The organism is Pandoraea sp. ISTKB, assembly GCF_001721285.1.
In the GTDB taxonomy this organism is placed as follows: domain Bacteria; phylum Pseudomonadota; class Gammaproteobacteria; order Burkholderiales; family Burkholderiaceae; genus Pandoraea; species Pandoraea capi.
Window position 1 is genome coordinate 13,444 of the sequence record NZ_MAOS01000053.1, and the last position, 24,251, is coordinate 37,694.

Annotated in this window: 20 protein-coding genes; 14 read left to right on the top strand and 6 right to left on the bottom strand. The window is 63.9% G+C overall.

All coding sequences use genetic code 11. The annotated features are described in order from the left end of the window. Positions 1 to 378 precede the first annotated feature (378 nt). The 7 genes from A9762_RS20315 (at position 379) to A9762_RS20345 (ending at position 9,819) form a co-directional block, all read left to right on the top strand. Entirely contained in the window at positions 379 to 3,234 is a 2,856-nt protein-coding gene (locus A9762_RS20315; protein WP_371443125.1) for a 2-oxoglutarate dehydrogenase E1 component, read from the top strand. A gap of 89 nt (positions 3,235 to 3,323) precedes the next feature. Next, the gene (gene odhB, locus A9762_RS20320; protein ID WP_069343822.1) at positions 3,324 to 4,589 is read left to right on the top strand and encodes a 2-oxoglutarate dehydrogenase complex dihydrolipoyllysine-residue succinyltransferase; all 1,266 of its coding nucleotides are present in this window, start codon (positions 3,324 to 3,326) and stop codon (positions 4,587 to 4,589) included. Between the two features lie 94 nt (positions 4,590 to 4,683). Continuing rightward, entirely contained in the window at positions 4,684 to 6,126 is a 1,443-nt protein-coding gene (lpdA, locus tag A9762_RS20325) for a dihydrolipoyl dehydrogenase (protein WP_069343823.1), read from the top strand. Positions 6,127 to 6,225: 99 nt separating this feature from the next. Next, a complete protein-coding gene (zapE, locus tag A9762_RS20330; protein WP_069343851.1) occupies positions 6,226 to 7,323 on the top strand; it encodes a cell division protein ZapE in 1,098 nt (365 codons plus the stop codon). Positions 7,324 to 7,970: 647 nt separating this feature from the next. After that, positions 7,971 to 8,594: a DUF2939 domain-containing protein gene (locus A9762_RS20335; RefSeq protein ID WP_069343824.1), complete on the top strand. Its 624-nt coding sequence runs from the start codon at positions 7,971 to 7,973 to the stop codon at positions 8,592 to 8,594. A 142-nt stretch (positions 8,595 to 8,736) separates the two neighbouring features. Beyond that, positions 8,737 to 9,117, top strand: coding sequence for a DUF2147 domain-containing protein (locus A9762_RS20340; protein WP_240493647.1), 381 nt, complete (start codon positions 8,737 to 8,739; stop codon positions 9,115 to 9,117). A gap of 219 nt (positions 9,118 to 9,336) precedes the next feature. Then, on the top strand, positions 9,337 to 9,819 hold the full coding sequence (locus tag A9762_RS20345) for a DUF2147 domain-containing protein (protein WP_069343826.1): 483 nt from the start codon (positions 9,337 to 9,339) through the stop codon (positions 9,817 to 9,819). A gap of 87 nt (positions 9,820 to 9,906) precedes the next feature. Here A9762_RS20345 and A9762_RS20350 read toward each other — a convergent pair whose 3' ends face one another. From A9762_RS20350 to A9762_RS20375, 6 genes are all read right to left on the bottom strand, one after another. Beyond that, positions 9,907 to 11,304: an Mbeg1-like protein gene (locus A9762_RS20350; protein WP_170836288.1), complete on the bottom strand. Its 1,398-nt coding sequence runs from the start codon at positions 11,302 to 11,304 to the stop codon at positions 9,907 to 9,909. A 293-nt stretch (positions 11,305 to 11,597) separates the two neighbouring features. Beyond that, positions 11,598 to 12,899 carry a collagen-like triple helix repeat-containing protein gene (locus tag A9762_RS20355; RefSeq protein ID WP_069343828.1) on the bottom strand — a complete coding sequence of 434 codons (1,302 nt, stop codon included), beginning with the start codon at positions 12,897 to 12,899 and terminating at the stop codon, positions 11,598 to 11,600. A 108-nt stretch (positions 12,900 to 13,007) separates the two neighbouring features. Beyond that, entirely contained in the window at positions 13,008 to 13,784 is a 777-nt protein-coding gene (locus tag A9762_RS20360) for a MarR family winged helix-turn-helix transcriptional regulator (protein ID WP_083254138.1), read from the bottom strand. Positions 13,785 to 13,855: 71 nt separating this feature from the next. Then, the gene (locus tag A9762_RS20365) at positions 13,856 to 15,082 is read right to left on the bottom strand and encodes a collagen-like triple helix repeat-containing protein (RefSeq protein WP_069343829.1); all 1,227 of its coding nucleotides are present in this window, start codon (positions 15,080 to 15,082) and stop codon (positions 13,856 to 13,858) included. A gap of 303 nt (positions 15,083 to 15,385) precedes the next feature. Then, a complete protein-coding gene (locus A9762_RS20370; protein ID WP_069343830.1) occupies positions 15,386 to 16,999 on the bottom strand; it encodes a collagen-like triple helix repeat-containing protein in 1,614 nt (537 codons plus the stop codon). Between the two features lie 27 nt (positions 17,000 to 17,026). Next, positions 17,027 to 17,344: a hypothetical protein gene (locus A9762_RS20375; protein ID WP_069343831.1), complete on the bottom strand. Its 318-nt coding sequence runs from the start codon at positions 17,342 to 17,344 to the stop codon at positions 17,027 to 17,029. A gap of 970 nt (positions 17,345 to 18,314) precedes the next feature. Here A9762_RS20375 and A9762_RS20380 point away from each other — a divergent pair. The 7 genes from A9762_RS20380 to A9762_RS20410 all read left to right on the top strand — a co-directional run bounded on the left by A9762_RS20380 (position 18,315) and on the right by A9762_RS20410 (position 24,250). Then, the gene (locus A9762_RS20380; protein WP_069343832.1) at positions 18,315 to 18,500 is read left to right on the top strand and encodes a Flp family type IVb pilin; all 186 of its coding nucleotides are present in this window, start codon (positions 18,315 to 18,317) and stop codon (positions 18,498 to 18,500) included. A gap of 189 nt (positions 18,501 to 18,689) precedes the next feature. After that, a complete protein-coding gene (locus tag A9762_RS20385; RefSeq protein ID WP_069343833.1) occupies positions 18,690 to 18,890 on the top strand; it encodes a Flp family type IVb pilin in 201 nt (66 codons plus the stop codon). Positions 18,891 to 18,896: 6 nt separating this feature from the next. Next, positions 18,897 to 19,376, top strand: a complete 480-nt coding sequence (locus A9762_RS20390; protein WP_256388784.1) for a prepilin peptidase — start codon at positions 18,897 to 18,899, stop codon at positions 19,374 to 19,376. 191 nt (positions 19,377 to 19,567) lie between these two features. Beyond that, positions 19,568 to 20,044, top strand: a complete 477-nt coding sequence (locus A9762_RS20395) for a TadE/TadG family type IV pilus assembly protein (protein ID WP_139133316.1) — start codon at positions 19,568 to 19,570, stop codon at positions 20,042 to 20,044. A 151-nt stretch (positions 20,045 to 20,195) separates the two neighbouring features. Next, complete coding sequence (cpaB, locus tag A9762_RS20400) at positions 20,196 to 21,230, top strand: Flp pilus assembly protein CpaB (RefSeq protein ID WP_069343835.1); 1,035 nt, start codon at positions 20,196 to 20,198, stop codon at positions 21,228 to 21,230. A 226-nt stretch (positions 21,231 to 21,456) separates the two neighbouring features. Further along, positions 21,457 to 22,785, top strand: coding sequence for a type II and III secretion system protein family protein (locus A9762_RS20405; RefSeq protein ID WP_371443126.1), 1,329 nt, complete (start codon positions 21,457 to 21,459; stop codon positions 22,783 to 22,785). A gap of 112 nt (positions 22,786 to 22,897) precedes the next feature. Then, positions 22,898 to 24,250, top strand: a complete 1,353-nt coding sequence (locus A9762_RS20410) for a MinD/ParA family protein (protein WP_069343837.1) — start codon at positions 22,898 to 22,900, stop codon at positions 24,248 to 24,250. Position 24,251: the final 1 nt, after the last annotated feature.

Consider the following 24,251-nt stretch of genomic DNA (forward strand, 5'->3'; position numbering starts at 1 on the left):
AAGTGCACTTTGAGGCGTAACAGAAATACGCGGGAAGCTCGCGCGATGACGGCGTGTTCGCGGGCCAATCGGGGGCAGGTGAGGTGAAATCGGGGTCGGATGCGCGCATGATCGCGGCGAGGCGTGCGGCGTTTTTGAAGGTCGGCGGCGCAGAAATGCGACCCATGCGGCGGACACCCCGCAAGTCCCCGTGTGACGGCTTTCCGGGTCGGTGACTGCTGGGAAAACGTGCTATGCTCCTCGCCGTGATTGATCAGGTCCTTCCAAGCACCACTTGATTCTCGCAATCCGCTAATCGGTCAGGCCGTGTCGCGGAAGGTTTCGTAACCCGCTATTTCTCGAGACACTCGTAGAAAAGGTGAGCGCAAAATGAGTTTGATGGAACAATTCCAAGCGAACTCGTACCTCTTCGGCGGCAATGCCCCCTACGTCGAAGAACTGTACGAATCGTATCTTGATAATCCGGCTTCCGTGCCGGACAACTGGCGCCAGTATTTCGACGCGCTGCAAAACGTTCCCGCTGTTGATGGTTCCAACGCCAACGACGTGGCTCACGCCCCGATCGTGGAGTCGTTCGCCCAGCGCGCCAAGGCCAATGCCTTCGTGTCGCATGCCGGCGCGTCCGACCTGGCCGTTGCCCGCAAGCAGGTGCACGTGCAGTCGCTCGTCGCTGCCTACCGCTTCCTCGGCGCACGCTGGGCCAATCTGGACCCGCTCAAGCGTCAGGAACGTCCGGCCATTCCGGAACTGGAACCCGCGTTCTACGACCTGACCGAAGCCGACATGGACAGCGTGTACTCGGCCGAGAACACGTACTTCGGTTTCGAACAAGCCAGCCTGCGCGATCTGCTCAAGGCGCTGCGCGACACGTACTGCGGCTCGATCGGCGCCGAGTACATGTACATCAGCGATCCGGTGCAAAAGCGCTGGTGGCAAGAGCGTCTGGAGAAGGTGCGTGCCACGCCCAACTTCACCGCTGAAAAGAAGAAGCACATCCTCGAACGCCTGACGGCTGCTGAAGGCCTCGAGCGTTATCTGCACACCAAGTTCGTCGGCCAGAAGCGCTTCTCGCTCGAAGGCGGCGAATCGTTCATCGTGGCGATGGACGAGCTCGTCCACCACGCCGGTGGCAAGGGCGTGCAGGAAATCGTGATCGGCATGGCCCACCGCGGCCGTCTGAACGTGCTGGTCAACACCCTCGGCAAGATGCCGTCGGACCTGTTCGCCGAATTCGAAGGCAAGCACGTCGACGACCTGCCGGCCGGTGACGTGAAGTACCACAAGGGCTTCTCGAGCGACGTCTCGACGACCGGCGGTCCGGTCCACCTGTCGCTGGCGTTCAACCCGTCGCACCTGGAAATCGTGAACCCGGTGGTCGAAGGTTCGGCCAAGGCCCGTATGGACCGTCGCGGCGAAGCCGACGCGGCCAGCGTGCTGGCTGTGCAAGTGCACGGCGATGCCGCCTTCGCAGGTCAGGGCGTCGTGATGGAAACGCTGAACCTCGCGCAAACGCGTGGTTATGGCACGCACGGCACGGTGCACATCGTCATCAACAACCAGATCGGCTTCACCACGTCAGATCCGCGTGACGCCCGTTCGACGACGTACTGCTCGGACGTGGTCAAGATGATCGAAGCGCCGGTGCTGCACGTGAACGGCGACGATCCGGAAGCCGTGGTGCTGGCCATGCAACTGGCCCTCGAATTCCGTCAGGAATTCAAGAAGGATGCCGTCGTCGACATCGTTTGCTTCCGCAAGCTGGGTCACAACGAGCAGGACACCCCGGCGGTCACGCAGCCGCTGATGTACAAGAAGATTGCCCAACACCCGGGCACGCGCGCGCTGTACGTCGAGAAGCTGGTCACGCAAGGCGTGATCACCGCCGAAGAAGGCGACGGCTTCGTGAAGGCCTACCGTTCGGCCATGGACGACGGTCACCACACGATCGACCCGGTGCTCTCGAACTATAAGAGCAAGTACGCCGTGGACTGGGTGCCGTTCCTGAACAAGAAGTACGTCGACAAGGCCGATACGGCCGTGCCGCTCAACGAAATCCAGCGACTGGCCGATCGTATTACGACGATCCCGGAGAACTTCAAGGTTCACCCGCTCGTCGAGAAGGTCATCAACGACCGTCGCAAGATGGGCAAGGGCGAGCAGCCGCTCGACTGGGGTATGGGCGAACACCTCGCCTACGCTTCGCTGGTGGCTTCGGGCTTCGCCGTGCGCCTGACCGGCCAGGATGCCGGCCGTGGCACGTTCACGCACCGCCACGCCGTGCTGCACGATCAGAATCGTGAGCGCTGGAACGACGGTACGTACACCCCGCTGCAACACGTGGCAGACGGTCAGGCCAACTTCACGGTCATCGACTCGGTGCTGTCCGAAGAGGCTGTGCTGGGCTTCGAATACGGTTACTCGACCGCCGAGCCGAACACGATGGTGCTGTGGGAAGGCCAGTTCGGCGACTTCGCCAACGGTGCACAGGTCGTGATCGACCAGTTCATCTCGAGCGGTGAAGTGAAGTGGGGTCGCGTCTCGGGCCTGACGATGCTGCTGCCGCACGGCTACGAAGGCCAGGGTCCGGAGCACTCGTCGGCACGCATGGAACGCTATCTGCAACTGTGCGCCGATACGAACATGGAAGTGGTTCAGCCGACCACGCCGGCACAGATTTTCCACGTGCTGCGTCGTCAGATGATCCGTCAGCAGCGCAAGCCGCTGATCGTGTTCACGCCGAAGTCGCTGCTGCGTCACAAGGAAGCTGTGAGCGAGCTGTCGGAACTCGTCAAGGGCGGTTTCCAGACCGTCATCGGCGAAACCGACGCTACGATCGATGCCAACAAGGTCAAGCGTGTCATCGCTTGCTCGGGCCGCCTGTACTACGACCTGATTGCTCGCCGTCGTGAAGAGAAGTCGAACGACGTTGCAATCGTCCGTGTGGAACAAATCTATCCGTTCCCGCACAAGGCGTTCCAGGCCGAGCTGAAGAAGTACGACAACCTCACCGAAGTGGTGTGGGCCCAGGACGAACCGCAAAACCAAGGTCCGTGGTTCTACATCGAACACCACCTGCTCGAAGCCATGAGCGCCGGTCAGAAACTGGCATACGCCGGTCGCCCGGCATCGGCCTCGCCTGCGGTGGGCTACTACGCCAAGCACTACGAACAGCTCAAGTCGCTGCTCGATACCGCTTTCGGTCGCAGCGTGAAGGGCGCGACTGTGGTGCAGTAACCGGTTAGGTCTTACAGCGGTCGTCCTCCCCCAGGGACGGCCGCTGCCGTATTTCCGAATTGAACGTTTATCGAATCCAGGATCCAGAAATGGCCATCGTAGAAGTTAAAGTCCCCCAGTTTTCCGAGTCGGTTTCCGAAGGCACGCTGCTCGACTGGAAGAAGAAAGTCGGCGAAGCATTCGCTCAGGACGAAACCATCATTGAAGTCGAGACCGACAAGGTCGTGCTCGAAGTGCCGGCCCCGGCGGCTGGTGTGCTCGTCGAAGTGTCGGCCAATGCCGGCGACACCGTGACGTCGGAACAAATCATTGCCAAGATCGACACCGAAGCCAAGGCAGGCGCTGCTGCGCCGGTCGCCGCCAAGCCGGCTGAAGCCGCTGCGCCGGCTGCCGCTGCTGCCCCGGCCGCTGCCCCCGCAGCCGGTGGTGCTTCGGGCAACATCGCCAGCCCGGCCGCTGCCAAGGTGCTGGCCGAGAAGAACCTGTCGGCCGGTGATGTCGCCGGTTCGGGCCGTGACGGCCGCGTGACCAAGGGCGACGCCCTGGCCGCTGGCGCCAAGCCCGCTGCTGCTGCTTCGTCGATCCCGGCGCCGGCACAACGTGCCGCACTGCCGTCGGTCTCTGCCCCGGCTGGCCGTGACCAGTCGCTGGAAGGCCGTCCGGAACAGCGCGTGCCGATGTCGCGTCTGCGCGCCCGTATCGCCGAGCGCCTGCTGCAATCGCAACAGACCAACGCCATTCTGACCACGTTCAACGAGGTCAACATGAAGCCGGTGATGGATCTGCGCAACAAGTACAAGGACAAGTTCGAGAAGGAACACGGCGTGAAGCTGGGTTTCATGTCGTTCTTCGTCAAGGCCGCTGTGCACGCACTCAAGAAGTACCCGGCCGTGAACGCCTCGATCGACGGTAACGACATCGTCTACCACGGCTACTTCGACATCGGTATCGCTGTCGGTTCGCCCCGTGGTCTGGTGGTGCCGATCCTGCGCAATGCCGACCAGATGAGCCTGGCCGACATCGAGAAGAAGATCGCCGAGTACGGCAAGAAGGCTGCCGACGGCAAGCTGTCGATCGAAGAAATGACCGGCGGTACGTTCTCGATCTCGAACGGTGGTGTGTTCGGCTCGATGCTGTCGACCCCGATCATCAACCCGCCGCAGTCGGCCATTCTGGGCGTGCACGCCACGAAGGACCGTGCCGTCGTGGAAAACGGCGAGATCGTCATCCGTCCGATGAACTACCTCGCCATGAGCTACGACCACCGTATCATCGACGGTCGCGAAGCCGTGCTGAGCCTCGTCGCGATGAAGGAAGCGCTGGAAGATCCGGCCCGCCTGCTGCTCGACCTGTAAGCGTTAGCGCGCACTGCGCGGTGTCGTCCGGTCATGCTCGATGTGACCGGCGCGCCGCGCCTCCCCCTGCCGTCAACCCTCACTGAGTCTCAAAATGGCAAATAAAGAATTTGATGTCGTCGTTATCGGCGCAGGCCCCGGCGGTTATATCGCCGCTATCCGCGCTGCTCAACTCGGTTTCAGCGTCGCTTGCGTCGAAAAGTGGACCAACCCGGCCGGCAAGATGGTGCTGGGCGGTACGTGCCTGAACGTCGGTTGCATTCCGTCGAAGGCACTGCTCGCGTCGTCGGAAGAATTCGAAAAGGTCGGTCATCATCTGGCCGATCACGGTATCACCACGTCGGATGTCAAGATCGACATCGCGAAGATGCTCACGCGCAAGCAAGGTATCGTCGACAAGATGACGGGCGGTATCGAGTTCCTGTTCAAGAAGAACAAGATCACGTGGCTCAAGGGCCATGGTGAACTCAAGGCCAAGAGCGATGGTGGCTACCAGATCGAAGTGACGCCGCCGAAGCCGGAAGATCCGAAGGAAGTGGTCACCGCCAAGAACGTGATCATCGCCACGGGTTCGAAGGCACGTCACCTGCCGGGCATGCCGGTCGACAACAAGCTCATCTCGGATAACGAAGGTGCGCTCTCGTTCGACACCGTGCCGAAGAAGCTGGGCGTGATCGGCGCTGGCGTGATCGGTCTGGAACTGGGTTCGGTGTGGCGTCGTCTGGGTGCCGAAGTCACGGTGCTCGAAGCCATGCCGGAATTCCTGGCTGCCGCCGATGCCGGCGTCGCCAAGGAAGCGCAGAAGCAGTTCAAGAAGCAAGGTCTGGACATCAACGTCGGCGTGAAGGTCGGCGAAGTGAAGACCGGCAAGAACAACGTCACGATCAACTACACGGACAAGGACGGCAAGGAGCACGCGCTCGAAGTCGATCGCCTGATCGTGTCGGTCGGTCGCGTGCCGAACACGGACAACCTGGGTCTGGGCAACATCGGTCTGGCGACCGACGAGCGCGGCTTCATTCCCGTGGACGACCACTGCCGTACCAAGCTGCCGAACGTGTACGCGATCGGTGACGTGGTGCGTGGCCCGATGCTCGCGCACAAGGCCGAAGACGAAGGCGTGCTGGTGGCCGAAGTCATCGCCGGTCAGAAGCCGCACATCGACTACAACTGCATTCCGTGGGTGATCTACACCTCGCCGGAAATCGCATGGGTCGGCAAGACCGAGCAGCAACTGAAGGCCGAAGGCCGTGAGTTCAAGCCGGGCCAGTTCCCGTTCGCGGCCAACGGCCGTGCGCTGGGCATGGGCTCGTCGGACGGTTTCGTGAAGGTGCTGGCAGACGCCAAGACCGACGAAATCCTCGGCGTGCACGTGATCGGCCTGAACGCGTCGGACCTGATCGCCGAAGCTGTCGTGGCAATGGAGTTCAAGGCTGCGTCGGAAGACATCGGCCGTATCTGCCATCCGCACCCGTCGCTGTCGGAAGTGATGCGTGAAGCCGCCCTCGATGTCGAGAAGCGTGCACTGAACAAGTAAGCCGCTTTTCGCTTACCTGTACGAACAAAGGCGAGGCAACTCGCCTTTGTTTTTTCCTGATTTCCTATGCCCCCCGGCGCGGGTTCGTCGCCGCACTGCATGAACGTTCGCGAATACTACCAACAAGAATTGGCCACGCGCGGCTACAAGCCCGATGAGGCACAGGAGCGCGCCGTCGAGCGTCTGCAGCAATGCTACGACGAGTGGGCGGCTTACAAGTCGAGGCGCTCGAACGCGCTCAAGAAGTGGCTCGTTCACCCCGATCTGCCCAAGGGCGTGTATCTGTGGGGCGGCGTGGGTCGCGGCAAGAGCTTCCTGATGGACAGCTTCTACTCGGTGGTGCCGTTGCAGCGCAAGACGCGTCTGCACTTCCACGAGTTCATGCGTGAAGTGCACCATCAGTTGCAGGCGCTCAAGGGATTGCCCGATCCGCTGGACGAACTGGCCAAGCGCATCGCGAAACGCTATCGCCTGATCTGTTTCGACGAATTTCACGTGTCCGACGTGGCCGATGCCATGATCCTGCACCGCTTGCTCGCCGAGCTGTTCAAGAACGGTGTGCAGTTCGTGATGACGTCGAATTACCGTCCCGACACGCTGTACCCCGATGGCCTGCACCGCGACCGCGTGTTGCCCGCCATCCGTTTGCTCGAAGAGAAGCTCGACGTGCTCAACGTCGACGCGGGTATCGACTACCGCCGTCGTACGCTGGCGCAAGTGCAGGTCTATCACTACCCGCTGGGCAATGAAGCGAACCGGGCGTTGCGTGCGGCGTTCAGCGAGATTGCCGGTGTGCCGGACGAGAGCCCGCTGCTGCATATCGAGCAGCGCGAATTGAAGGCGCTGCGCCGTGCGGGCGGTGTCGTGTGGTTCGACTTCCACACGCTGTGCGGTGGGCCGCGCTCGCAGAACGATTATCTGGAACTGGCGAACCGCTTCCACACAGTGGTGCTCTCCGACGTGCCGAAGATGACGCCGCGCATGGCGTCGGAAGCGCGTCGTTTCACGTGGCTCGTCGACGTCTTCTACGACCACAAGGTCAAGTTGCTGATGTCGGCCGAAGTGCCCGCCGAGGAGTTGTACACGGAAGGCACGCTGTCCAACGAATTCACGCGCACGGTATCGCGTCTCGTGGAGATGCAGTCGCTGGAATATCTCGAAGCGCCCCGGCGTGTGGTGGATACGTCGCTCACCTGACGAGGTGAATGGCGCTGAGGGCGACCCGGGCACTCCGGGTGGCCCTCAGGTGATTCTCGTTTGACCCTTCAGGGGGCCAGCAAGCTGCTAGCGCCCCCGGTCCCCACGTCCTCGCTGGCGCGAGTCCGAGGCGGGCGGAGGGGGGGGGGGCTGTCGCTGTTCGCGGATGTGGGTGTAAATATCACCGCGCAGATCGCCCTGAGGTCGCACCTCCTGGGGTTGCGGCCGAGACGGTCCAGACCGTGCGCCGCCATGGGTATCGCCGCGTCCGTTCGGACGTTCGGCACCTTGCGCGAACCAGCCCTGGAAAAAACGGCTGTTCGACGACGATTGGGCCGTGGCGCCCAGAGACGCACCGGCCAGCATGACGAAACACAGCATCCGGACAAGTCGGGTGTGACGCATGGTGCCACCTCCTTGTCGGTTGAACTGCCCTGAATTGCCGCCCCTCGCGCGCAAGTCGCACCTGCCGGGTAGGCGAGGGACTTGGGGTCTGTCATGACAATCACGCACGATTGCGGCTACGCTTCGAGATTAAAAGGGCGGCGGCTTGTGTGCTGTAAAGATTTGTAAAGCAATGTAAGCCGATGGGGGCGTGTTGTCGTACGTCGCCTACCATGCGCAGTTTTGATTGACGGAGTCTTGCAATGCGTAAGCTTTCTGTGGTTGTGCTGGCGCTGGTCGTGGTACTCGGCCTGCTCTTCGGTACGCCGTATTACACCTTGTGGCGAGCCCGCGACGCGGCCAACGCGCGTGATGCGACCGCGCTTTCTTCGTATGTCGATTACCCGGCCGTACGCGAAAGCCTGAAAACGAGCCTGCACGACGAACTTTCGCGTCAGATGGATAAACAACGCGGTAACGCTTTTGGCGCGCTGGCACTGGCCCTCGGCGGCTGGGTGTCGGATCGTGTGGTGGAGGCGCTGCTCACGCCGGAGGCGGTCGCTGCCATGCTGCGTGGCGACAGCACCGGCCTGCCACCCGCACCGGGCGCCCCCGAACCGCGCGACGTGATACCGCCACAGGCCGAGGCGAGCGCACCGCCGGCCGCGCCGGCACCGCAGACGAACAGCGGCGCGGCGACGCCGCCTGAGGGCCAGCCGGCGCCCAATACCGCACGCACGACAACGCGTACCGAGTTCCAGGACTTCAACCATTTCCTCGTGCACGTTTCGCGCAGCGATCGTCCCGAGCGGGTGGTGACGTTCACGCTTACACGCCGTAACCTCGTGCAGTGGCGTCTCACGGCGATTGCCTTGCCACCGCTGTAATTTCCGCCGCTGTCGGCCTTTGCATCATCCCTCGTATCCGGTAGCAATCTTGAATGCGATTCTGAATGTGGTGTCCTGGCGACGCCTGTGTGTAGCAGTCATGCTGACGGGCCATGTGCTCGTCGCCATGGCGTCCACGGACATGCCGTCGCCAGTGGGCGTCTGGCGCATCGTCGATGAGACCGGCGATCCGAAGGCGCTCATCACCATTTCCGAGAAAGACGGTGAAATCGTCGGTGCGCTGACCCGGAGTCTTGGACGGCCCGACGGGCTGGAGCGCCGTTGCACCGAGTGCACCGACTGGCGCCGCGGCAAGAAGCTTCAGGGGCTGCAAATCATTCGCGGATTGCACAGGGACGCCGACAGCGACGAATACGTCGGTGGGAAAATTCTTGATCCGGACAGCGGCAGCGAATACGGCTGCAAGATGCGGGTCGTCGACGGTGGCAAGAAGCTCGAAGTTCGAGGCTATTTCGGCATCTCCCTGCTAGGTCGCACCCAGACCTGGATTCGCGAGCAGTAATCCCATCTCCCAACGGATCGCGCGGCGCCGAAGCCTGCGCAGGCACCTGAACCGGCCTGCACAAGCTAGAGGACTTCCTCAGCACGGCGTCACGCCTTTGGCGTAATCTTCAAAGCGACTCACGCGCGAAAAACCCGGCATTTCAGCCGTTGTGATGCCGACGCTGTGCGCATGGTGAGTCCTACGACAATCAATTCCGTATCTGGGAGGATGACAATCATGATGCAGATTTCGAACGCGACGTCGTGGCGACGTCTGGGTGCTCACGCGCTCGTCGCAGTGGCGTTGCTGGGTGGTGTGGCAAAGGCTGCGCTGGCGGCCGATGAGAATTCGCCGGTCGGCGTGTGGAAGACCATCGACGACAGTACGGGCAAGCCGAAAGCCCTCGTCACGATCTCGGAGAAAGACGGCGAGTACGTCGGCGTGATCACCAAGGGCCTCGGCGCCAACGATGACCCCGAGCGGATTTGCGATAAATGCACGGATGCCCGCAAGGGGCAGAAGATGCTCGGCATGCAGATCATTCGCGGCATCAAGAAAGACGGCGACGAGTATTCCGGTGGCTACATTCTCGATCCCGAGAACGGCAAGGATTACAAGTGCAAACTGACCGTGATCGACGGCGGCAAGAAGCTCGATGTGCGCGGCTATATCGGCGTCACGTTGCTGGGTCGCACGCAGACCTGGATTCGCGAGCAATAAGCGCTCGCCGCGCTTCACGGAAGGAAAAAGGCCCGGACGCCTCGTCGTCCGGGTTTTTTTATTGCGCCCTCCGCTTCACGTTTCCCGTCAGGTCGCGGCGCCCCGGAAGGCAAGCGTGTCGTCGCGGGACAAGCGCTGCCTCGGCAACCGATAGGACAGTGAGAGGGTCATCTGCACCATCGAATGTTTCTGGATGGCGCCGAGAGGGCCGATGGCCGGCGGGGCGTGGTCTGTCGCGGTGTTGTCGGCATCGCGCACCGGTTCGTGCCGTGCCGACGTGACGAGCGGGATGCCGATGCGTGCGCCGACCGGGTGCGGAAGTGTCATGCGGGCCACCCATGACATGGCGCGACCGAAGAGTGGGATGCGCGTGGCCAGAGACTCGGCATTTTTCAGCGCCTCCTGAGCCATGGACAGGGCTTCCCCGTTGACGTGGTAAGCCTTGACCCGTGTCGAGGCCGGCGTGGCGCAGTGCCGCGCGACTGTCCGGTTGTGAAGGCCGGCGGCGTCGAACGTCAGCCCATTCGAGCCGGGGACAACCGACGTTTGTGCCGAGGCCAGACCGCCGCCGAGCGAGTGCCCGGTGAATACCAGTTTCGACGGCGAGTGATGCAGCGCCATTGATCTCGCCAGATGGATGGCTTCGGTGTATTGCGACGATGAGAGTCCGAACGCCTGTCGAATGTTCTGCTTCCAGTCGATGCCTGAGCGTTCGGTAATCCCCATCTCCGTGCCGCGATTCGCCACGATGACCTTGTCACCGAGGGCGTCGGTATAGATCGCGCCGAAGTAGCCCGACTGCTGCGGTCCGTTGTGGTCGACGTTACGCAGTCGGTGCAAGCATCCGGGCAGGATGTGCGGCACCGCTTCGTCGAAATAGACGTCCTGATTCACGAGCGCAGCGGCCATGACATTGCGTTGTTCGAGCAGATCGGGGGGCGTGTTACGCAGGCCTTTCTTCTCGATCCAGGCATCGATTTCGTCGACACGTCGGGCGATAGGCACGAGTTTCGACATCTCACGCGCCGAATTGTGTGCGGCGTCTGCGCCGATGAGTGGCGTCATCTGCGCGAGGACGTTTCGGTAGGCGGTGGCTTGCTGCTGGCAATTTGATTTGGATGGCGAATCGAATTCGACGCGAGGACCCTCGCGCGTGGCCGTGGTCGCTTCCGAGGCGCTTACCGCATCGCGCCAGATTCGCGTGAGCGTCAGCAGGCGGTCGTCCAGCGGATGCGGCGAGTCCGGCGATGGCGTAGCTTCCGCGCGGGGCAGTGTGCCGGTGAGTTGCAGTGTACGTCGCCATTCGTCGCCCGCAAGGCGCCGCTCGGTGGCGAGTTCGTTCCAATGGCCGGTGGTGTCGTCATCGACCGTGCGCGACGCGTCTGTCGGGGCGTCGGTGGCCGGTGAAGGGGGTTCGTGTGTTGCGAGAGAAGGGAAGACGCACGGGTAAAGCATTGGGCTCAGGGCACCAATCGAGATAGGCATGAGAGTCGTCGTTACGAAGGTAAAGGCCCCACGGATCACGACGCCGGCTCGTGACCGGCGCATGTCGCATCGTGGGCGCCAGGGCGCAAGATTCTGCGCGACGCCTGCGGCCCGGGAATTCAAGAAAGGCTCATTTCCCGTGCGATACGGCGCGTGTGTCGGAAACGACAACGCCCGGACAGTGTCGCTTCACTGTCCGGGCGTTGCCGTCTTGCACCGCGCTCGACGCCTGCACGCCGATGGCGGTTCCCCCTCGCGATCTTCCGACTTGCTTGATCAGTGCCTGATCGATATTACTTGCCCAATCCTCCGAGTAGTCCGGTCACCGGGGCAAGCAGTCCACCCGTGCCGCCGGCACTTCCCGAACCGGTACTCGCGATCGATGTCAGCGGTGTCGTCACGGTGCTCAGCAAGCTGGTGACGGGCGCGAGCGGGTTGCTCGTGCTAGATCCACCGGTGCCTCCCGCAGCGTTCGTCACACCGCCGAGCAGACCGGTGACGGCTCCCAACGGATTGCTGCCGGACGATCCCGAGCCATTCGTCACCCCGCCGAGCAATCCCGTCACAGCCCCCAGCGGGTTGCCTGATGCTCCGGTCGATCCTCCCAGACCGCCAAGCAGGCCGGTGAGGGCGCCGAGGGGATTGGTGCCGGTGGCCGTCGTGGGCGTCACGGCGGTGTTGCCGACGTTCGCCAGGATGTTGCCCAGCGCATTGGGTGACGTCGTGCTGGTGCTACCCGAGAGCAGCCCGCCGGCGCTCGTCACGGTATTGCCGAGCGCCGTCAACGGATTGGCGAGGCTGGCGACGACGGCGTTCGGGGCGCTCGCCTTCACTTGCGCACCCGTGGCGTTCAATGCGCCGCCGAGTGTGCCGAGCAGACCGGCGACAGGCGCGCCGAGGCCGGTCGTGTTGCCGACCGTCTGCGTTGTCGTGACCAGCGTGCTCGTGATCGGTGTGATGGCCGACGATAGCGCTGTGGTGGCTTGCACGACCTGTGGGCTCGTCAATGCCTGCGTGAGCGCCTGACCGCCCGTCACGCCGCCCTGACCGACGGTGACGACGACCTGACCGAGCGCATTCGTGAGCGTGCTCACCGGCGTATTCGCGAGCGGGCCGCTGTTGCCGATACCCGCGACGCCGCTACCGAGCGACTTCGCCGCGTTACCGAGATCCGAGACGACACCGCCGGTGCTGGCAAGCGTGGTGCCAACGGGGTTGGCGCCGGTCTTGCCGAGCTGACCGAGGCCGTCGCCGATGCCCTTGCCGAGATCGGTGACGGCGTTGCCGGTTTGCACGACCGCGCCACCAACGCCCTGGGTGACTTGCGGCGATACCCCCGGAATCGTCGTGCCGGAGACCTGATTGCCGACGGCGCTCACGACCGAGCCCACCGAGCTGACCACACCGTTGCTGCTCGTGGACGGGTTCGTCGGATTGGTCGGGTTCGTTGGCGTATTGGGGTTGTTGGGATTGTTCGGATTCGTCGGCGTGTCGCCTGTCGCGCCGCTGCCGCCGCCCGAGCTGGAGCAACCGGTGACGCCCATCACGCCGACAATCAAGGCAGTGAGCAACGTGGGACGCAGAAAGTTCGTCATGACATCTCTCCTCGATGGGGCAGACGGCGGGCCGTCATGCGGTCACAGCGGTCAGCGCTCGTGCAGCGCTCGTTTGCCGGACCGATGTCCGGCACGAGTTGATCCTGCTCAGGTCTTGGACGACGTGTGGCGGGTGTTCGAGACCAGACCGGCAATGTCCTGATCGGCTTCGAAGCGCAGGCGGAACGTCTCGCTCTTGAGTGTGCGAATGCTCTGCACCAGAAAATCGTGAATGGCGGCGAGTTCGCTTTGATCGTACGCAGCGCTCACCGCCGTGAGTTCGCGCGACACCGACGACAGGAATTGCTCGATCTGCGCGCAGCGTTCCTGAATCGGGTGAATCATCACCATGCGGCGGTCGTGCGGGTTCTTCTCGCGCTCGACGAAGCCGGCACGCTCCAGCCGGTCGATGACGGTGGTGATGCCGCCGGAGCTCACGCCCATGAGTTCGGCGAGTTGCCCGGCGGTGATCGATTCGAGTTCGAGAATCAGGTCGAGCGCGTTCAGATCGGTGACGTTCAGGCCGAGTTGTTCGGCCAGCGCCGCGTGATAGAGCGCGGTGTACACGGCGAGCCGGCGTCCGAGTGAGCGGACGATACCGGCGACGAGATCGTTACGGTTCGTGTGTCGGTCGCTCATGGTGCCGTGCGTTCCATTCGTGCCATTCGTCCCATGCATCCCGTTCGCGCCGTTTGCCGAATGCGTGGGGGCAGATGCCGGGGTGGCGCCGGAAGCGGCGCCGGTGTCGGCACCGTACGTGTTATGACTGTGGCTGCCGGCGTAACCATTGCTGGTGTCGCGCATTGCCGAGGGTTCGGAGACTTGCGGGGCGGCGTCGCCATGACCGCGCATCAGAACGCCGGTGTCGGATATGAAGCGGGCCATGGCATCTCCTTATCGATTGTTGTTGGTTGTGTGGCCGGCGCGAAGGCGCGCCGGGCCACGTACTGCATCAATTACTTGCCGACGCTCGCAACGCTGCCGAGCAGGTTCGTCACCGGCTGGATGATGACGAGCAGACCGTTGGCGCCACCGGTGCTGCCGCCCGCGCTGTTCGTCACACCCGAGAGCAGGCTCGTGACGGGGGCGAGGGGGCTGCTGCTGCCGCTGCCGCCAGAAGCGGCACCCAGCAGGCCTGTCACCGGCGCGAGCGGGTTGCTGCCGCCCGTGGCGCCGCCGAGGCTGCCGAGCAGACCCGTGACCGGGGCGAGCGGGCCGCCGCTGGAGCCGCCCAGTCCGCCGAGCAGGCCGGTCAGCGAGCCGAGCGGGTTGGCGCTGCTGCTGCCACCACCGGCTGCGGTGTTACCCAGACCGCCGAGCAGCGAGCCGAACGGGTTCGAGGAGCCGGTCGACGTCGGGCCGTTGACGAATCCGCCGAGCGTCGACACGGTGTTGCCGGTCGCGGTGACGGTATTGCCGAGCGATTTCACGACGCCATTCGACGAGGTGCCGCCGATCTGCGTGCCGAGCGATGCCACCGTGCCGCCGACCGTACCCAGCAGGCCATTCAGCGGCGAGCCGAGACCGGTCGCGTTACCCACCGTGCGGGTCGTGTCGGAGACCACGTTGGTGATCGGGTTGACCGCCGACGAAAGCGTCTTCGTGACCTGCGTCACCGGCCCGCCCGTGAAGGCCTGGCTGGCGATGGCGCCACCGGCGATACCGGCCTGGCCCACGGTGCTTACGACGTTGCCGACGGCACCGACCAGCGTGTCGACCGGCGTGCCTTCGAGCGGGTTGCCCTTGGTGATGCCTGCGACGCCGCTGCCGAGCGACACGCCGGCCTTGCCCAGATCCGTCAGCGCGGGGCCGGTGCTGGCGAGCGTGATGCCAACCGTATCTGCCGACGAACCGGTCTGGCCGAGGCCGGCGCTCACGCCGTTGCCCAGGTCGGTGACAGCATTGCCGGTGCTCTTGAGTGCGCCGCCCATGCCTTGCGAGGTTTGCTGTGAGACCAGCGGCAGTTGCGTGCTGGCGACCTGATCGCCGAGTGCGCTCACGACGTTGCCGGCGGAGCTCACGACACCGCCGGCGCCGGCGGCGGTCGTGCCCACAGCGTTCGGGGTGCCGGTCGTGCCGGCCGAGGTGGCGCCGCTGCCGCCGCCGCCGCTGGAGCAGCCGGTCAGGGCGATGGCTGCGATGGCGGCCGAAGCCAGGAGGGTGCGTTGAAGTGCGTTGCTCATGATGTCTATCTCCCTTGGTCGTTCTGAATGTTGGCTGGCGGGGAACCGCGCATGGATGCCGTTTCGTTGTGAGGCTTACCGTCAGGTACCGCTATTTCCATTTGAGAAACCGGGGCCGCTCGCTGTGATGCCGTTGGGTACGTGCGGCGTGTTGGGGGAGCCGGATCCGGGCCAGCCCGGTCCGATGCGTGGGCATCGGAGCGAGGGCTGGATCGCGGCGATCGCAGGCTGGCGGTGGAATCGCGCGGGTCATGATCGGTGGCCTGTTCGTGTGTGATGGCGTGGTCGGTTCAGCGCACCGGATTACTTCTTGCCGCCGCCGAGCAGGCCGCCGAGCAAGCCGGTCACCGGAGCGAGCGGGCCGCCGCTGTTGCTGCCGCTGCCCGACGTTGCACCGCCGACTGCACCCGTCACCGAGCCGAGCAGCGTGGTTACCGGGGCGAGGACGTTGCCCGAAGCCGAGGCGCCGCCACCGGCGGACGCGCCGCCCGAGCCTGCCGAGGCGCCTGCGCCGCCCGTCACGCCGCCGAGGGCGCCCGTCAGACCGGAGACGAGGTTCGTGACCGGGGCGAGCGGGTTGCTACCCGAGGCACCGCCGGTGGCGCCGCCGAGAGCACCCGTCAGACCGGAGACGAGGTTCGTGACCGGGGCGAGCGGGTTGCTGCCCGAGGCACCGCCCGTGGCGCCGCCCAAGGTGCCCGTCAGACCGGAGACGAGGTTCGTGACCGGGGCGAGCGGGTTGCTGCCCGAGGCGCCGCCTGCAGCACCGCCGAGGGCGCCCGTCAGGCCGGAGACGAGATTCGTGACCGGGGCGAGCGGGCCGCTACCCGTGCCGCCACCCACGACACCCGACAGGCCGCCGAGGGCCGAGGTGAGCGGTGCGAGCGGGTTGGTGCTGGTCGGCGTGCCGTGCACGAGACCGCCAAGGCTGGCCACCGTGTTGCCGACACCGGTGACGACGCCACCGAGATCCTTCGCGATCGGGTTGTTGATCTGGCCGCCGAGCTTGGTGCCTACGCCTGCCAGACCACCGCCGACGGTTGCCAGCAGACCGGCCACCGGCGTGCCGAGACCCGTTGCGTTGCCCACGGTTTGCGTGGTGTTGGTCACGACCGTCGTGATCGGCGTGATGGTCTTCGACAGCCCCGAGGTCAGTTGCTGCACCGGCGCGCTGTTGACGGTGTCCGTCAGCCCCGTGCCGAGGGCGGCGCCTGCACCGCCGACCGCGCTCACGACACCGCCGAGCAACGTGGTCACGCTGCCTACCGGCGCGATCTTGTCGAGGCCGGTGGTCTGGCCGAGACCGGCCACGGCGTTACCGAGTTGCTGACCGGCCTGACCGAGGTTGGTCACGGCGCCCGTCACACCGGTGAGCGTCGGGTTCAGCACGTCGTTGCCGGAACCCAGTTTGCCCAGGCCGTTCGTCAGGCCGTTGCCGATCGATTGCACGGCGTCGCCAGTCTTGGTCGTGGCGCCTGCCAGGCCGCTTTGCGTTTGCGAGCTGACCAGCGGCAGGTTCGTGCTGCCCACGACCGTGCCGAGATCGCTGACCGTCTTGCCGACCTGCGTTACGACACCCGTGCTGGCCGTGGCTGCCACGGTACCGATGGGGTTGGCCGAGGCGCCAGTGCCACCGTTGCCGTTACCGTTTCCATTGCCGTTCCCGTTGCCGTTTCCATTCCCGTTGCCATTGCCGTTACCGCTACCGTTGCCATTGCCATTGCCGCTGCCCGAGCCGTCAGGCACGGTGCCTGCGCCCGAACCGCCACCGCTACCGGTGCCAGCCGTGGTGCCGCTGCCGCCACCATCGCCGAGCGAGCCACTGGTGCCGCCGGAGCCGGAGCTTGCGCAGCCGGTCATCGTGACGACGGCGAGGAGAACGGCGGAAGCGAGAAGGGTGCGTTGGATGTTTTTCATGATGGAGTCCTCTGGTCTTTGTCGTAATCAGGCGAGCACGTCTTGTGCAGCCAATCGGTTGTTCATGCGTTGTGCGATGAGTGCGAACAGGAGCGCGTTGACGACTGCGCTATCGGGGCCCGTCATCGCATGGGCCGAATGCGTATTGCTGCTGCGAGCGTTTGCCACTTCGGTCGGTGTGGCGGTGGCGCGTACGCCACCGCCTTCTTCACCGCCCCTCCCTGGGCTTGCGCCTCTACGATCGGTGTCGGCTGCAGCGCTTTGCTGCTTTGCCGAGATGCGTTGACGCTCTGCCGAGATGGCTGCGGCGCCGTGCATCGTTTGTTTGGTATTGCCAACGATCATGGTGTCCCTCGTGATCTTTAGCGTTGCGATGCAGGGATATCTGCAAGAGGTGTGCCAACCGAAGATTCACGGTTTGAATATCTCTTCTAGTTTTTTCTCGAATCGGCTGAAAAGCCTGTATTTATTTGCGTTTCGGAAAACAAGAATCTTTCGAATCGAGAGATCGGTATGGCGAAGGGGATGGGGGGAGTCAGGGTTAACGCCATCGGGAAATGGCGAAAAACAGAGGAATTGGCGTTCCCGTTACGGGAGGCGTTACGGGTAACGTTACGTAACGATTGGGATGTGATCGGGATGTAACGGAACGAAAGGCAAAAGAAAAACAAGCCGGTAAATGCGGGTCGGCATTGCGCGTCTAATAGAAGGGGCGCACGACATTCGGGTAATGCCGGATCGAAGGCGATGCTGAGGAAGCCGTACTTTTATGTAAAGGCGTGAAACGTCTTTGCGAATCGGTTATCCAAGGGATAACTAAGTAGCGATAGCGCTGGTGTGCACTTGCCTACTGGGGCTGGCAGCGTAGGGCGCTGTGTGCCAGATGGATGAATAGTTATTTAAATACGCACTGAAGTTGGCGGCAGCGATTTCGATACGGTGTGTGGCGCCGCACCAATCATGGTTTTCCCTCGCGAGCGCTGATTTGCTTAGTTTTGGAGTATTGTTTGATCAACCGGTGTAACGTATTTTTACAATCGCCGGAGTGATTGGAAGCAAGACTCTAGTTTTTGTGATTTAGTTTAAATTAGCATCGAAAAAAAATAGTACGCCGCAGCAAAGGCTGTACCAACAGCCCGGGAAATATTGGCGTACAACGTAAAAGAGGTTCGCGAGCCTTATAGCGCAACGAGCCCGAGGCCGAAGTCAAGAGTTGATAAGCGATATGGCAGGACTGCACGTCAGCCCATCGGGCCGCTGTGATGTTCCGCTGTGTGCCAACAGGCGCTGATGCGTCTTTTTGAGGGAGGGTGATATGAAGCTCGGTAATCGTTTTCGACTGTTTGCGCGCGACGAGCGTGGTGTAACGGCACTGGAGTACGGCATCCTCGCCGCTATCGTGGCGGTGATCATCGGCGGCACCGTTTACACCAACCTGGGCACGGCGTTCTCGTCGGTGTTCTCGAAGATTCAGTCGGCAGTCACGGCGGCTGGCGCTTAATGCACGCTTGATGCATTAATGCATTGGCATGGCAGGAAGGCGCCGAAGCGCGCCGAAAGACAAGTCGGCATGTGTTCCTCGCGTCTGCGTGCTGTAGCGAGGGATCGTGCTGACGGATTGGGGAAGGGCATCTGTCGTACAGGATGCCATTCGGGGTAGTGGGATGCTGTATTCGCGAGGAAGCGAATCATGCAGGCAAATCGCGCAAGCAAGACCGGACGGCAGCTTCGACTGTCCCGGCAAAAGGGTGTGACCGCACTGGAGTACGGCATCCTCGCCGCAATCGTGGCGGTGATCATCGGCGGTACGGTGTACACGAATATGAGTAGCGTGCTTTCGAGCGCCTTCAGTACGGTGACTTCGGCAGCAACGTCGGCGTCGTCGCATTGACGCGCTGTGCTGACATTGCTGTGGCTGTTGTGCATGCCGATCGTATTGACTGATCTGATCGCGCGACGTATTCCGAACCTCTGGCTGCTTTGTGTCGGTGTACCGGCGCTGGGGTGGATCGGCTGGCAGGCGTGGCATTCCGGCGCGCACGTAGTCTGGGTTCACGGGCTTGGCGCGGTGCTTGGATTGATCGTACTGCTGCCTTTCTGGTGGCGCGGTGTCATGGCCGCCGGCGACGTCAAGTTGTTTGCGGTGATCGGACTGGTCGCTGGCTATCCGGCGCTGTTGCCGGTCTGGTGTCTGGCCAGCGTGGCAGCGGGGGTTCATGCGCTCCTGCTGCTGGCGGGTCGGTCGAAAGCGTTGGCGCGCTGGCGCGAGCGCATGACTGCCTCGCAAGGATGGCGACGAATTTTGCAGTGGCGGGCGGGACGTGTCGGGTTGCCTTACGGGGCGTATCTGGCTGCGGCGGCGCTCGTCGTGAGGTAGATGCGGTGTGGGCGTGAGGGCGCTCATCGCCAGTATCGGAAGCCTTGCAAGTATCACGCGCGACAGGAGTAACGAGTGCTGCCGGAGGCAGCGCCGTAATAACGGGAGGCGCGGGCGACGCCGCGCAAATTGCAGGTTCATGCGTCGCCAGACACGGACGAAGAGTGCCGTGCGCGACGGGGGGTATCGTCATGAAGCGGTCTGGGGCACAGGCAAGGACAGGGTTGCGATGCGCGAACATGCGCGGCGTCGCGGCACTGGAATTCATGCTCATTCTCATGATCCTGCTGCCTGCTTTCTACGTCGCCGTCGCCTTCTCTCTCAATATTCTCGCTCGACAGATGCTCACGCAGGCCGCCTCTGAAGCGGGCCGTGCGATGTTGCGCGCGGGCACGATGACGCAGCGTCAGGCCTACGCCACGACCGCGATCAACACAACGCTGACGTGGCCGTCGGCCTCGGCGGTGACGGCCACGTTTCCGGCCGATGCGACATATCCGTGTCCGGCGTCGGGGGCAGGGGCCGTATCGCAATGCATCGTCCATGTCACGCTCACGCTCAATCAGCCGATGACGGTGAACTGGCCGGGGCTGGGGGCGCTGGTGCCGACGACCGTGACGGGTACGGCAGCCGTGACGCTCGACACCTCGACGCTGGGCGGTAGCTGACAGACGGCTGCCGCGTAATGCGAGTGAATGACGGCGTGTGAAGTCTCGATGTAGCGAAGTGCAGAAGTAGCGACATAGCAAAAAGGTTGACATGCCGCCGGTTCGCCGGCGTCCCACAAGTTGTGACTGAACGGCCGACAGGCCCCAAGCCATGAACAAAGCCACCAAGATTCTCGCTGCTGTGCTGGTTGTTGCCGGAGTGGTGCTGGCGCTCTTCGCGTTGCGCTTGGGGACGACGAATACCCCTGCGCCGCAGACCGCTCCTTCGGCGGTGACCCAGACACTCACCCAGCGTTTCCCGGCCGTGGTGGCGGCCAAGGCGCTTTCGCCCGGCAAGCCCATTACGGCGGACGACGTCAAGATCGCGCAATTCGATAGCCCCACGCCGGCGGGTTTCAACATCCCGGCCGACGTCGTGGGACGTGTGCCGCTCGTGGCCCTCGCCGCCGGTGTTCCCGTCACGCAGAACGTGCTTGCCCGAGGACTCGCCATGCAACTCGCACCGGGCGAGCGCGCCGTGGCGCTTCCCGTGACGGAAACCGTCGGCGTGAGCAACCGCATTCGTCCGGGCGATTTCGTCGACGTCTTCTTCACGATGAAGACGAACCAGCCGGCGGGCAGTCCGACCGTCGGCATCGTCGACGACACGCAGGCCCGCCTGCTCGCGTCACGGGTGCGTGTGCTGACCTACGGCAATGCGTCGCTGGACGACGTGACGCCGCAGCCGGCCGCGCCGAGTGTCGCCTCGACGGTTGCCGCCGCGACCGCCAGCGCACCGCAGCCTCAGCAACCTGCGCCGGCCGCGCAACCGCCGATGCCCGCCACCTCGGCCGTCGTGGCCGTGCCGGTCGAAGACGTCAACCGCCTCGTGCTCGGGGCGCAGCAGGGCAAGATCACACTGGCGTTGCGCAATCCGGCCGACGACACCCGTCCCGATACCTCGCTGTTCCCGCCGCCGCCGCCCGTGCTCGCGAGCAAGTCAGGTCTGACGGCGGACACCAAGGCAGCACTTGATACCCCTGAAAACCGTGCTTACGCCGGGATCGCCACGACGGGCCTGGCGGGCGAGCCGACGCGCCGACCCGCAGCGGCCGCAGCGCCGCGAGCACCCGGTGGCGGCGGCAGCAGCAGCGGCGGCACGATCGAGGTCGTGCGCGGCGCGGAACGCTCCACGGCGGCTTACTGATTTGAACTGACCCGAACTGACGAATTGGACCGAGTGATTGAACCGAGTTTTACCGAATTCTTACCGAACGAACTGAAAGCATCGACACGCAGATCCAGTGACGCCCCGGCATGGCACGACGCCGATCCGGGCCACGTCGCTCCACCGACACAGTGACCGATACAGCCACGCCATGATCAGAAGCCAGGTTCGCACTGCCAGACGAGATGCCAGACGTGTCATGGGAATGTTGTTGTGTTTTACGGCGTTGCTCGCCTGCGGCGGGACCGTCGCAGTGCGCATGGCCGATGCGGCCGATAGCGCGTCCGGCGCCGGGGCCAGATCGCTGACGCTGGGCGTGCACGAGCAACGCGAATTGCAGGTGAGCGGCACGCTGGAGCGTGTGGCCGTCGCGGACCCCGAGATCGCGGACATCGTGGTGCTCAAGGGCTCGGGCGGACGGCGCGGCTCGGTGCTGGTCGTCGGCAAGAAGGCGGGCACGACGCAGGTGTCGACGTGGCCGCGCGGTGGCGAACCGACACGCTGGGAAATCCACGTGCAGGGCAGCCTGCAAAGTGCGCTCGGCGATTCAGGTGGCGCCAGTGTGGACCCGCGCGGTAGTGCCGCGATCATCAAGGGCCACGCCGGCTCGCTGATGGAACACAGCGGCCTGCAAGCGGCGGCCGTCGATGCGACGGGTAAGGGCGGTGTCGTCGTCGACCGCTCTACCGTAGGCGACACCGGTGTCGTGCAGGTCGACGTCAAGATCGTGGAAGTGAATCGCAACATTCTGAATCAACTGGGGGCGAGCTTCAGCGCGTCGAAGAAATCGGGCTCGGGCAGCTTCGGGGTGAACTCGCAGTTGGCGTCGGCCTTCGGCAGCGGCGGCACGTCGGTCTCGAACTTCGGTTCGTTCTTCGGCTCGATTACGCGGGGCGCATTCAACCTCTCGGCGGAGATCGATCTGTTGCAGACGAACGGCCTGGGCCGCGTGCTCGCTGCGCCGACGCTGGTGGCGCTCTCGGGACAGAGCGCGAGCTTCCTCGCCGGTGGCGAGTTGCCCGTGCCGCAGTCCGGCGGGCTGGGGACGACGACGATCGTCTACAAGTCGTTCGGTGTCGGGCTGACGGTCACGCCGACGATCCTGTCGCCGAATCGCATTGCACTGAAGGTCGCGCCGGAGGCGTCGGACCTCGACTATACGAACGCCGTGGTCATCGCGTCGACGCAGATTCCCGCGATCACCACCCGCCGTGCCGATACGACGGTCGAACTCGGCGACGGCGAAAGCTTCATCATCGGCGGGCTGATCTCGCGCACGACGACCGCCGCCGTAGACAAAGTGCCGCTGCTCGGCGATCTGCCGCTCATCGGCGCGTTTTTCCGGAATCTGAAGTACAACAGCACTGAAAAGGAACTGGTCATCATCGTGACGCCGCGCCTCGTCAAACCGGTGGCCCGCGACGTCGCCTTGCCGCTGCCGGGCGACACGCGCGAGAAGCGGCCGGGGCAAGTGTGGGGCGCGTATCTGATGGGCGTAGCAAGCGACAGTGAACTGCCGGGCTTCTCGAAGTGATGCTGACGTCGGATCGACTGCACAGGGCGCAAGCGATGCAGTCGGATGACGCAACGGCAACATCGGACGAGGCACTGGCGAGAGCCGGGATGGGGTAGTAAGGAGTGCACAAATGAACGCACCGACGCGAATACTGGACACCATGACTGAGTTGCATCGCTTTCTTTTTTGCAGCGCACATGCCGGCCACGGACAGTGGCTCTCGGCCGCTTTGCGCGAAGAGGGCGTAGTGCTGCAAGAGGCCGGACGCCCGGCGCAATTGCAGCAGCGCATCGGCGATCTCGATCCGCAAGTCGTGTTGCTCGACTTCTCGGGTGAGCCGACCGGTCATGCCGATGAACCGCCCGATGGGGGCATCGCGCAGGCCACGGAGCTTGCCCAGATGCTCAAACGCGTGGCGCCCAAGCTGCCGCTGGTGGCCGTCGGCTCGATGGTGCGCGCCGATGGCATGAAAGCTGCCATACGTGCCGGTGTGCACGACTTCATCGACATGCATTCGACGCACGAGGAAGCCCTCGAAGTCGTTCGCCGCGTGATCGATCACACCCCGACCGTGACGAATGCCGCAGCACCGCAACGGCATGGCCGCTTCATCGTGCTGCTCGGCGCGCGCATCGGTGTGGGATGCAGCACGCTCGCCGCCCATCTGTCGCAGCTCGGGCAGGAGGCCTCGGTCGGTTCGAATCCTGAGCGGGCGGAACGCGCGGCCAAAGCCGCGAAGGCCGCCGGCAACAAGGACGACAAGTTCGATGGCTCGCTCCTCGGCCACGTCGCGCTGCTCGATCTTGGATTGCCGTCCGGCGACGGGCTGCTCTATCTCAACACGCAAAGCCAGTTCAGCTTCGCCGAAGCCGTGCAGAACCTGCGCCGCTTCGACGAAACCCTCGTGCATACCGCCGTCTCGCATGCGCCAAGCGGGCTGGCCGTGCTGCCGCTGCCGCTCGATCTGGGCGATATGCGCAGCGTTGCGGCGGCCGATGCGCTGGCGCTCACCGACCGTCTGCGCGCGTTCTTCGATCTGATCGTGGCCGATCTGGGCGGCTTCTCGAATCCGGCGTTCGTCGCGAGCCTCGTGCGGGCGGCCGACGAAGTGTGGCTCGTGGTGGATCAGAGCGTCGGGGCCATCGTCTCGCTCGCGTCGATGCTGCGTGATCTGGAGGAAAAGGGCGTCGAGCGCAGTCATCTGCATCTCGTGCTCAACCGCTACGACCCGCGTTACGGCATGGCCGCCGACCAGATCGCCAAGCGGTTTGACGTGCCGCTGCTCGCCACGCTGCCGGATCGTCCGCTCGCCATGCTCTCCGCCACCAATCAGGGCAAGCTGATTATCGATACTGCGCGTGGAGATCCCTATGTCCGCGCGCTGCAACCGTTAGTGGAGCGCCTGCTTTCCGCACAACACGCGGGCGCCGCAGCACAACGCCAGTCGTCGGGCTGGCTAGGCCGATTCATGGGAAAGCACTGAT

Coding starts and splice junctions, on each gene's coding strand:
- A9762_RS20360 (WP_083254138.1), bottom strand. CDS start 13,784: ATGGCCCGCTTCATATCCGACACCGGCGTTCTGATGCGCGGTCATGGC.
- A9762_RS20350 (WP_170836288.1), bottom strand. CDS start 11,304: ATGCCTATCTCGATTGGTGCCCTGAGCCCAATGCTTTACCCGTGCGTC.
- A9762_RS20335 (WP_069343824.1), top strand. CDS start 7,971: ATGCGTAAGCTTTCTGTGGTTGTGCTGGCGCTGGTCGTGGTACTCGGC.
- A9762_RS20375 (WP_069343831.1), bottom strand. CDS start 17,344: ATGATCGTTGGCAATACCAAACAAACGATGCACGGCGCCGCAGCCATC.
- cpaB (WP_069343835.1), top strand. CDS start 20,196: ATGAACAAAGCCACCAAGATTCTCGCTGCTGTGCTGGTTGTTGCCGGA.
- A9762_RS20315 (WP_371443125.1), top strand. CDS start 379: ATGGAACAATTCCAAGCGAACTCGTACCTCTTCGGCGGCAATGCCCCC.
- A9762_RS20395 (WP_139133316.1), top strand. CDS start 19,568: ATGAAGCGGTCTGGGGCACAGGCAAGGACAGGGTTGCGATGCGCGAAC.
- A9762_RS20340 (WP_240493647.1), top strand. CDS start 8,737: ATGCCGTCGCCAGTGGGCGTCTGGCGCATCGTCGATGAGACCGGCGAT.
- A9762_RS20385 (WP_069343833.1), top strand. CDS start 18,690: ATGCAGGCAAATCGCGCAAGCAAGACCGGACGGCAGCTTCGACTGTCC.
- A9762_RS20380 (WP_069343832.1), top strand. CDS start 18,315: ATGAAGCTCGGTAATCGTTTTCGACTGTTTGCGCGCGACGAGCGTGGT.
- A9762_RS20405 (WP_371443126.1), top strand. CDS start 21,457: ATGTTGTTGTGTTTTACGGCGTTGCTCGCCTGCGGCGGGACCGTCGCA.
- A9762_RS20410 (WP_069343837.1), top strand. CDS start 22,898: ATGAACGCACCGACGCGAATACTGGACACCATGACTGAGTTGCATCGC.
- A9762_RS20365 (WP_069343829.1), bottom strand. CDS start 15,082: ATGAGCAACGCACTTCAACGCACCCTCCTGGCTTCGGCCGCCATCGCA.
- lpdA (WP_069343823.1), top strand. CDS start 4,684: ATGGCAAATAAAGAATTTGATGTCGTCGTTATCGGCGCAGGCCCCGGC.
- A9762_RS20355 (WP_069343828.1), bottom strand. CDS start 12,899: ATGACGAACTTTCTGCGTCCCACGTTGCTCACTGCCTTGATTGTCGGC.
- A9762_RS20345 (WP_069343826.1), top strand. CDS start 9,337: ATGATGCAGATTTCGAACGCGACGTCGTGGCGACGTCTGGGTGCTCAC.
- zapE (WP_069343851.1), top strand. CDS start 6,226: ATGAACGTTCGCGAATACTACCAACAAGAATTGGCCACGCGCGGCTAC.
- odhB (WP_069343822.1), top strand. CDS start 3,324: ATGGCCATCGTAGAAGTTAAAGTCCCCCAGTTTTCCGAGTCGGTTTCC.
- A9762_RS20370 (WP_069343830.1), bottom strand. CDS start 16,999: ATGAAAAACATCCAACGCACCCTTCTCGCTTCCGCCGTTCTCCTCGCC.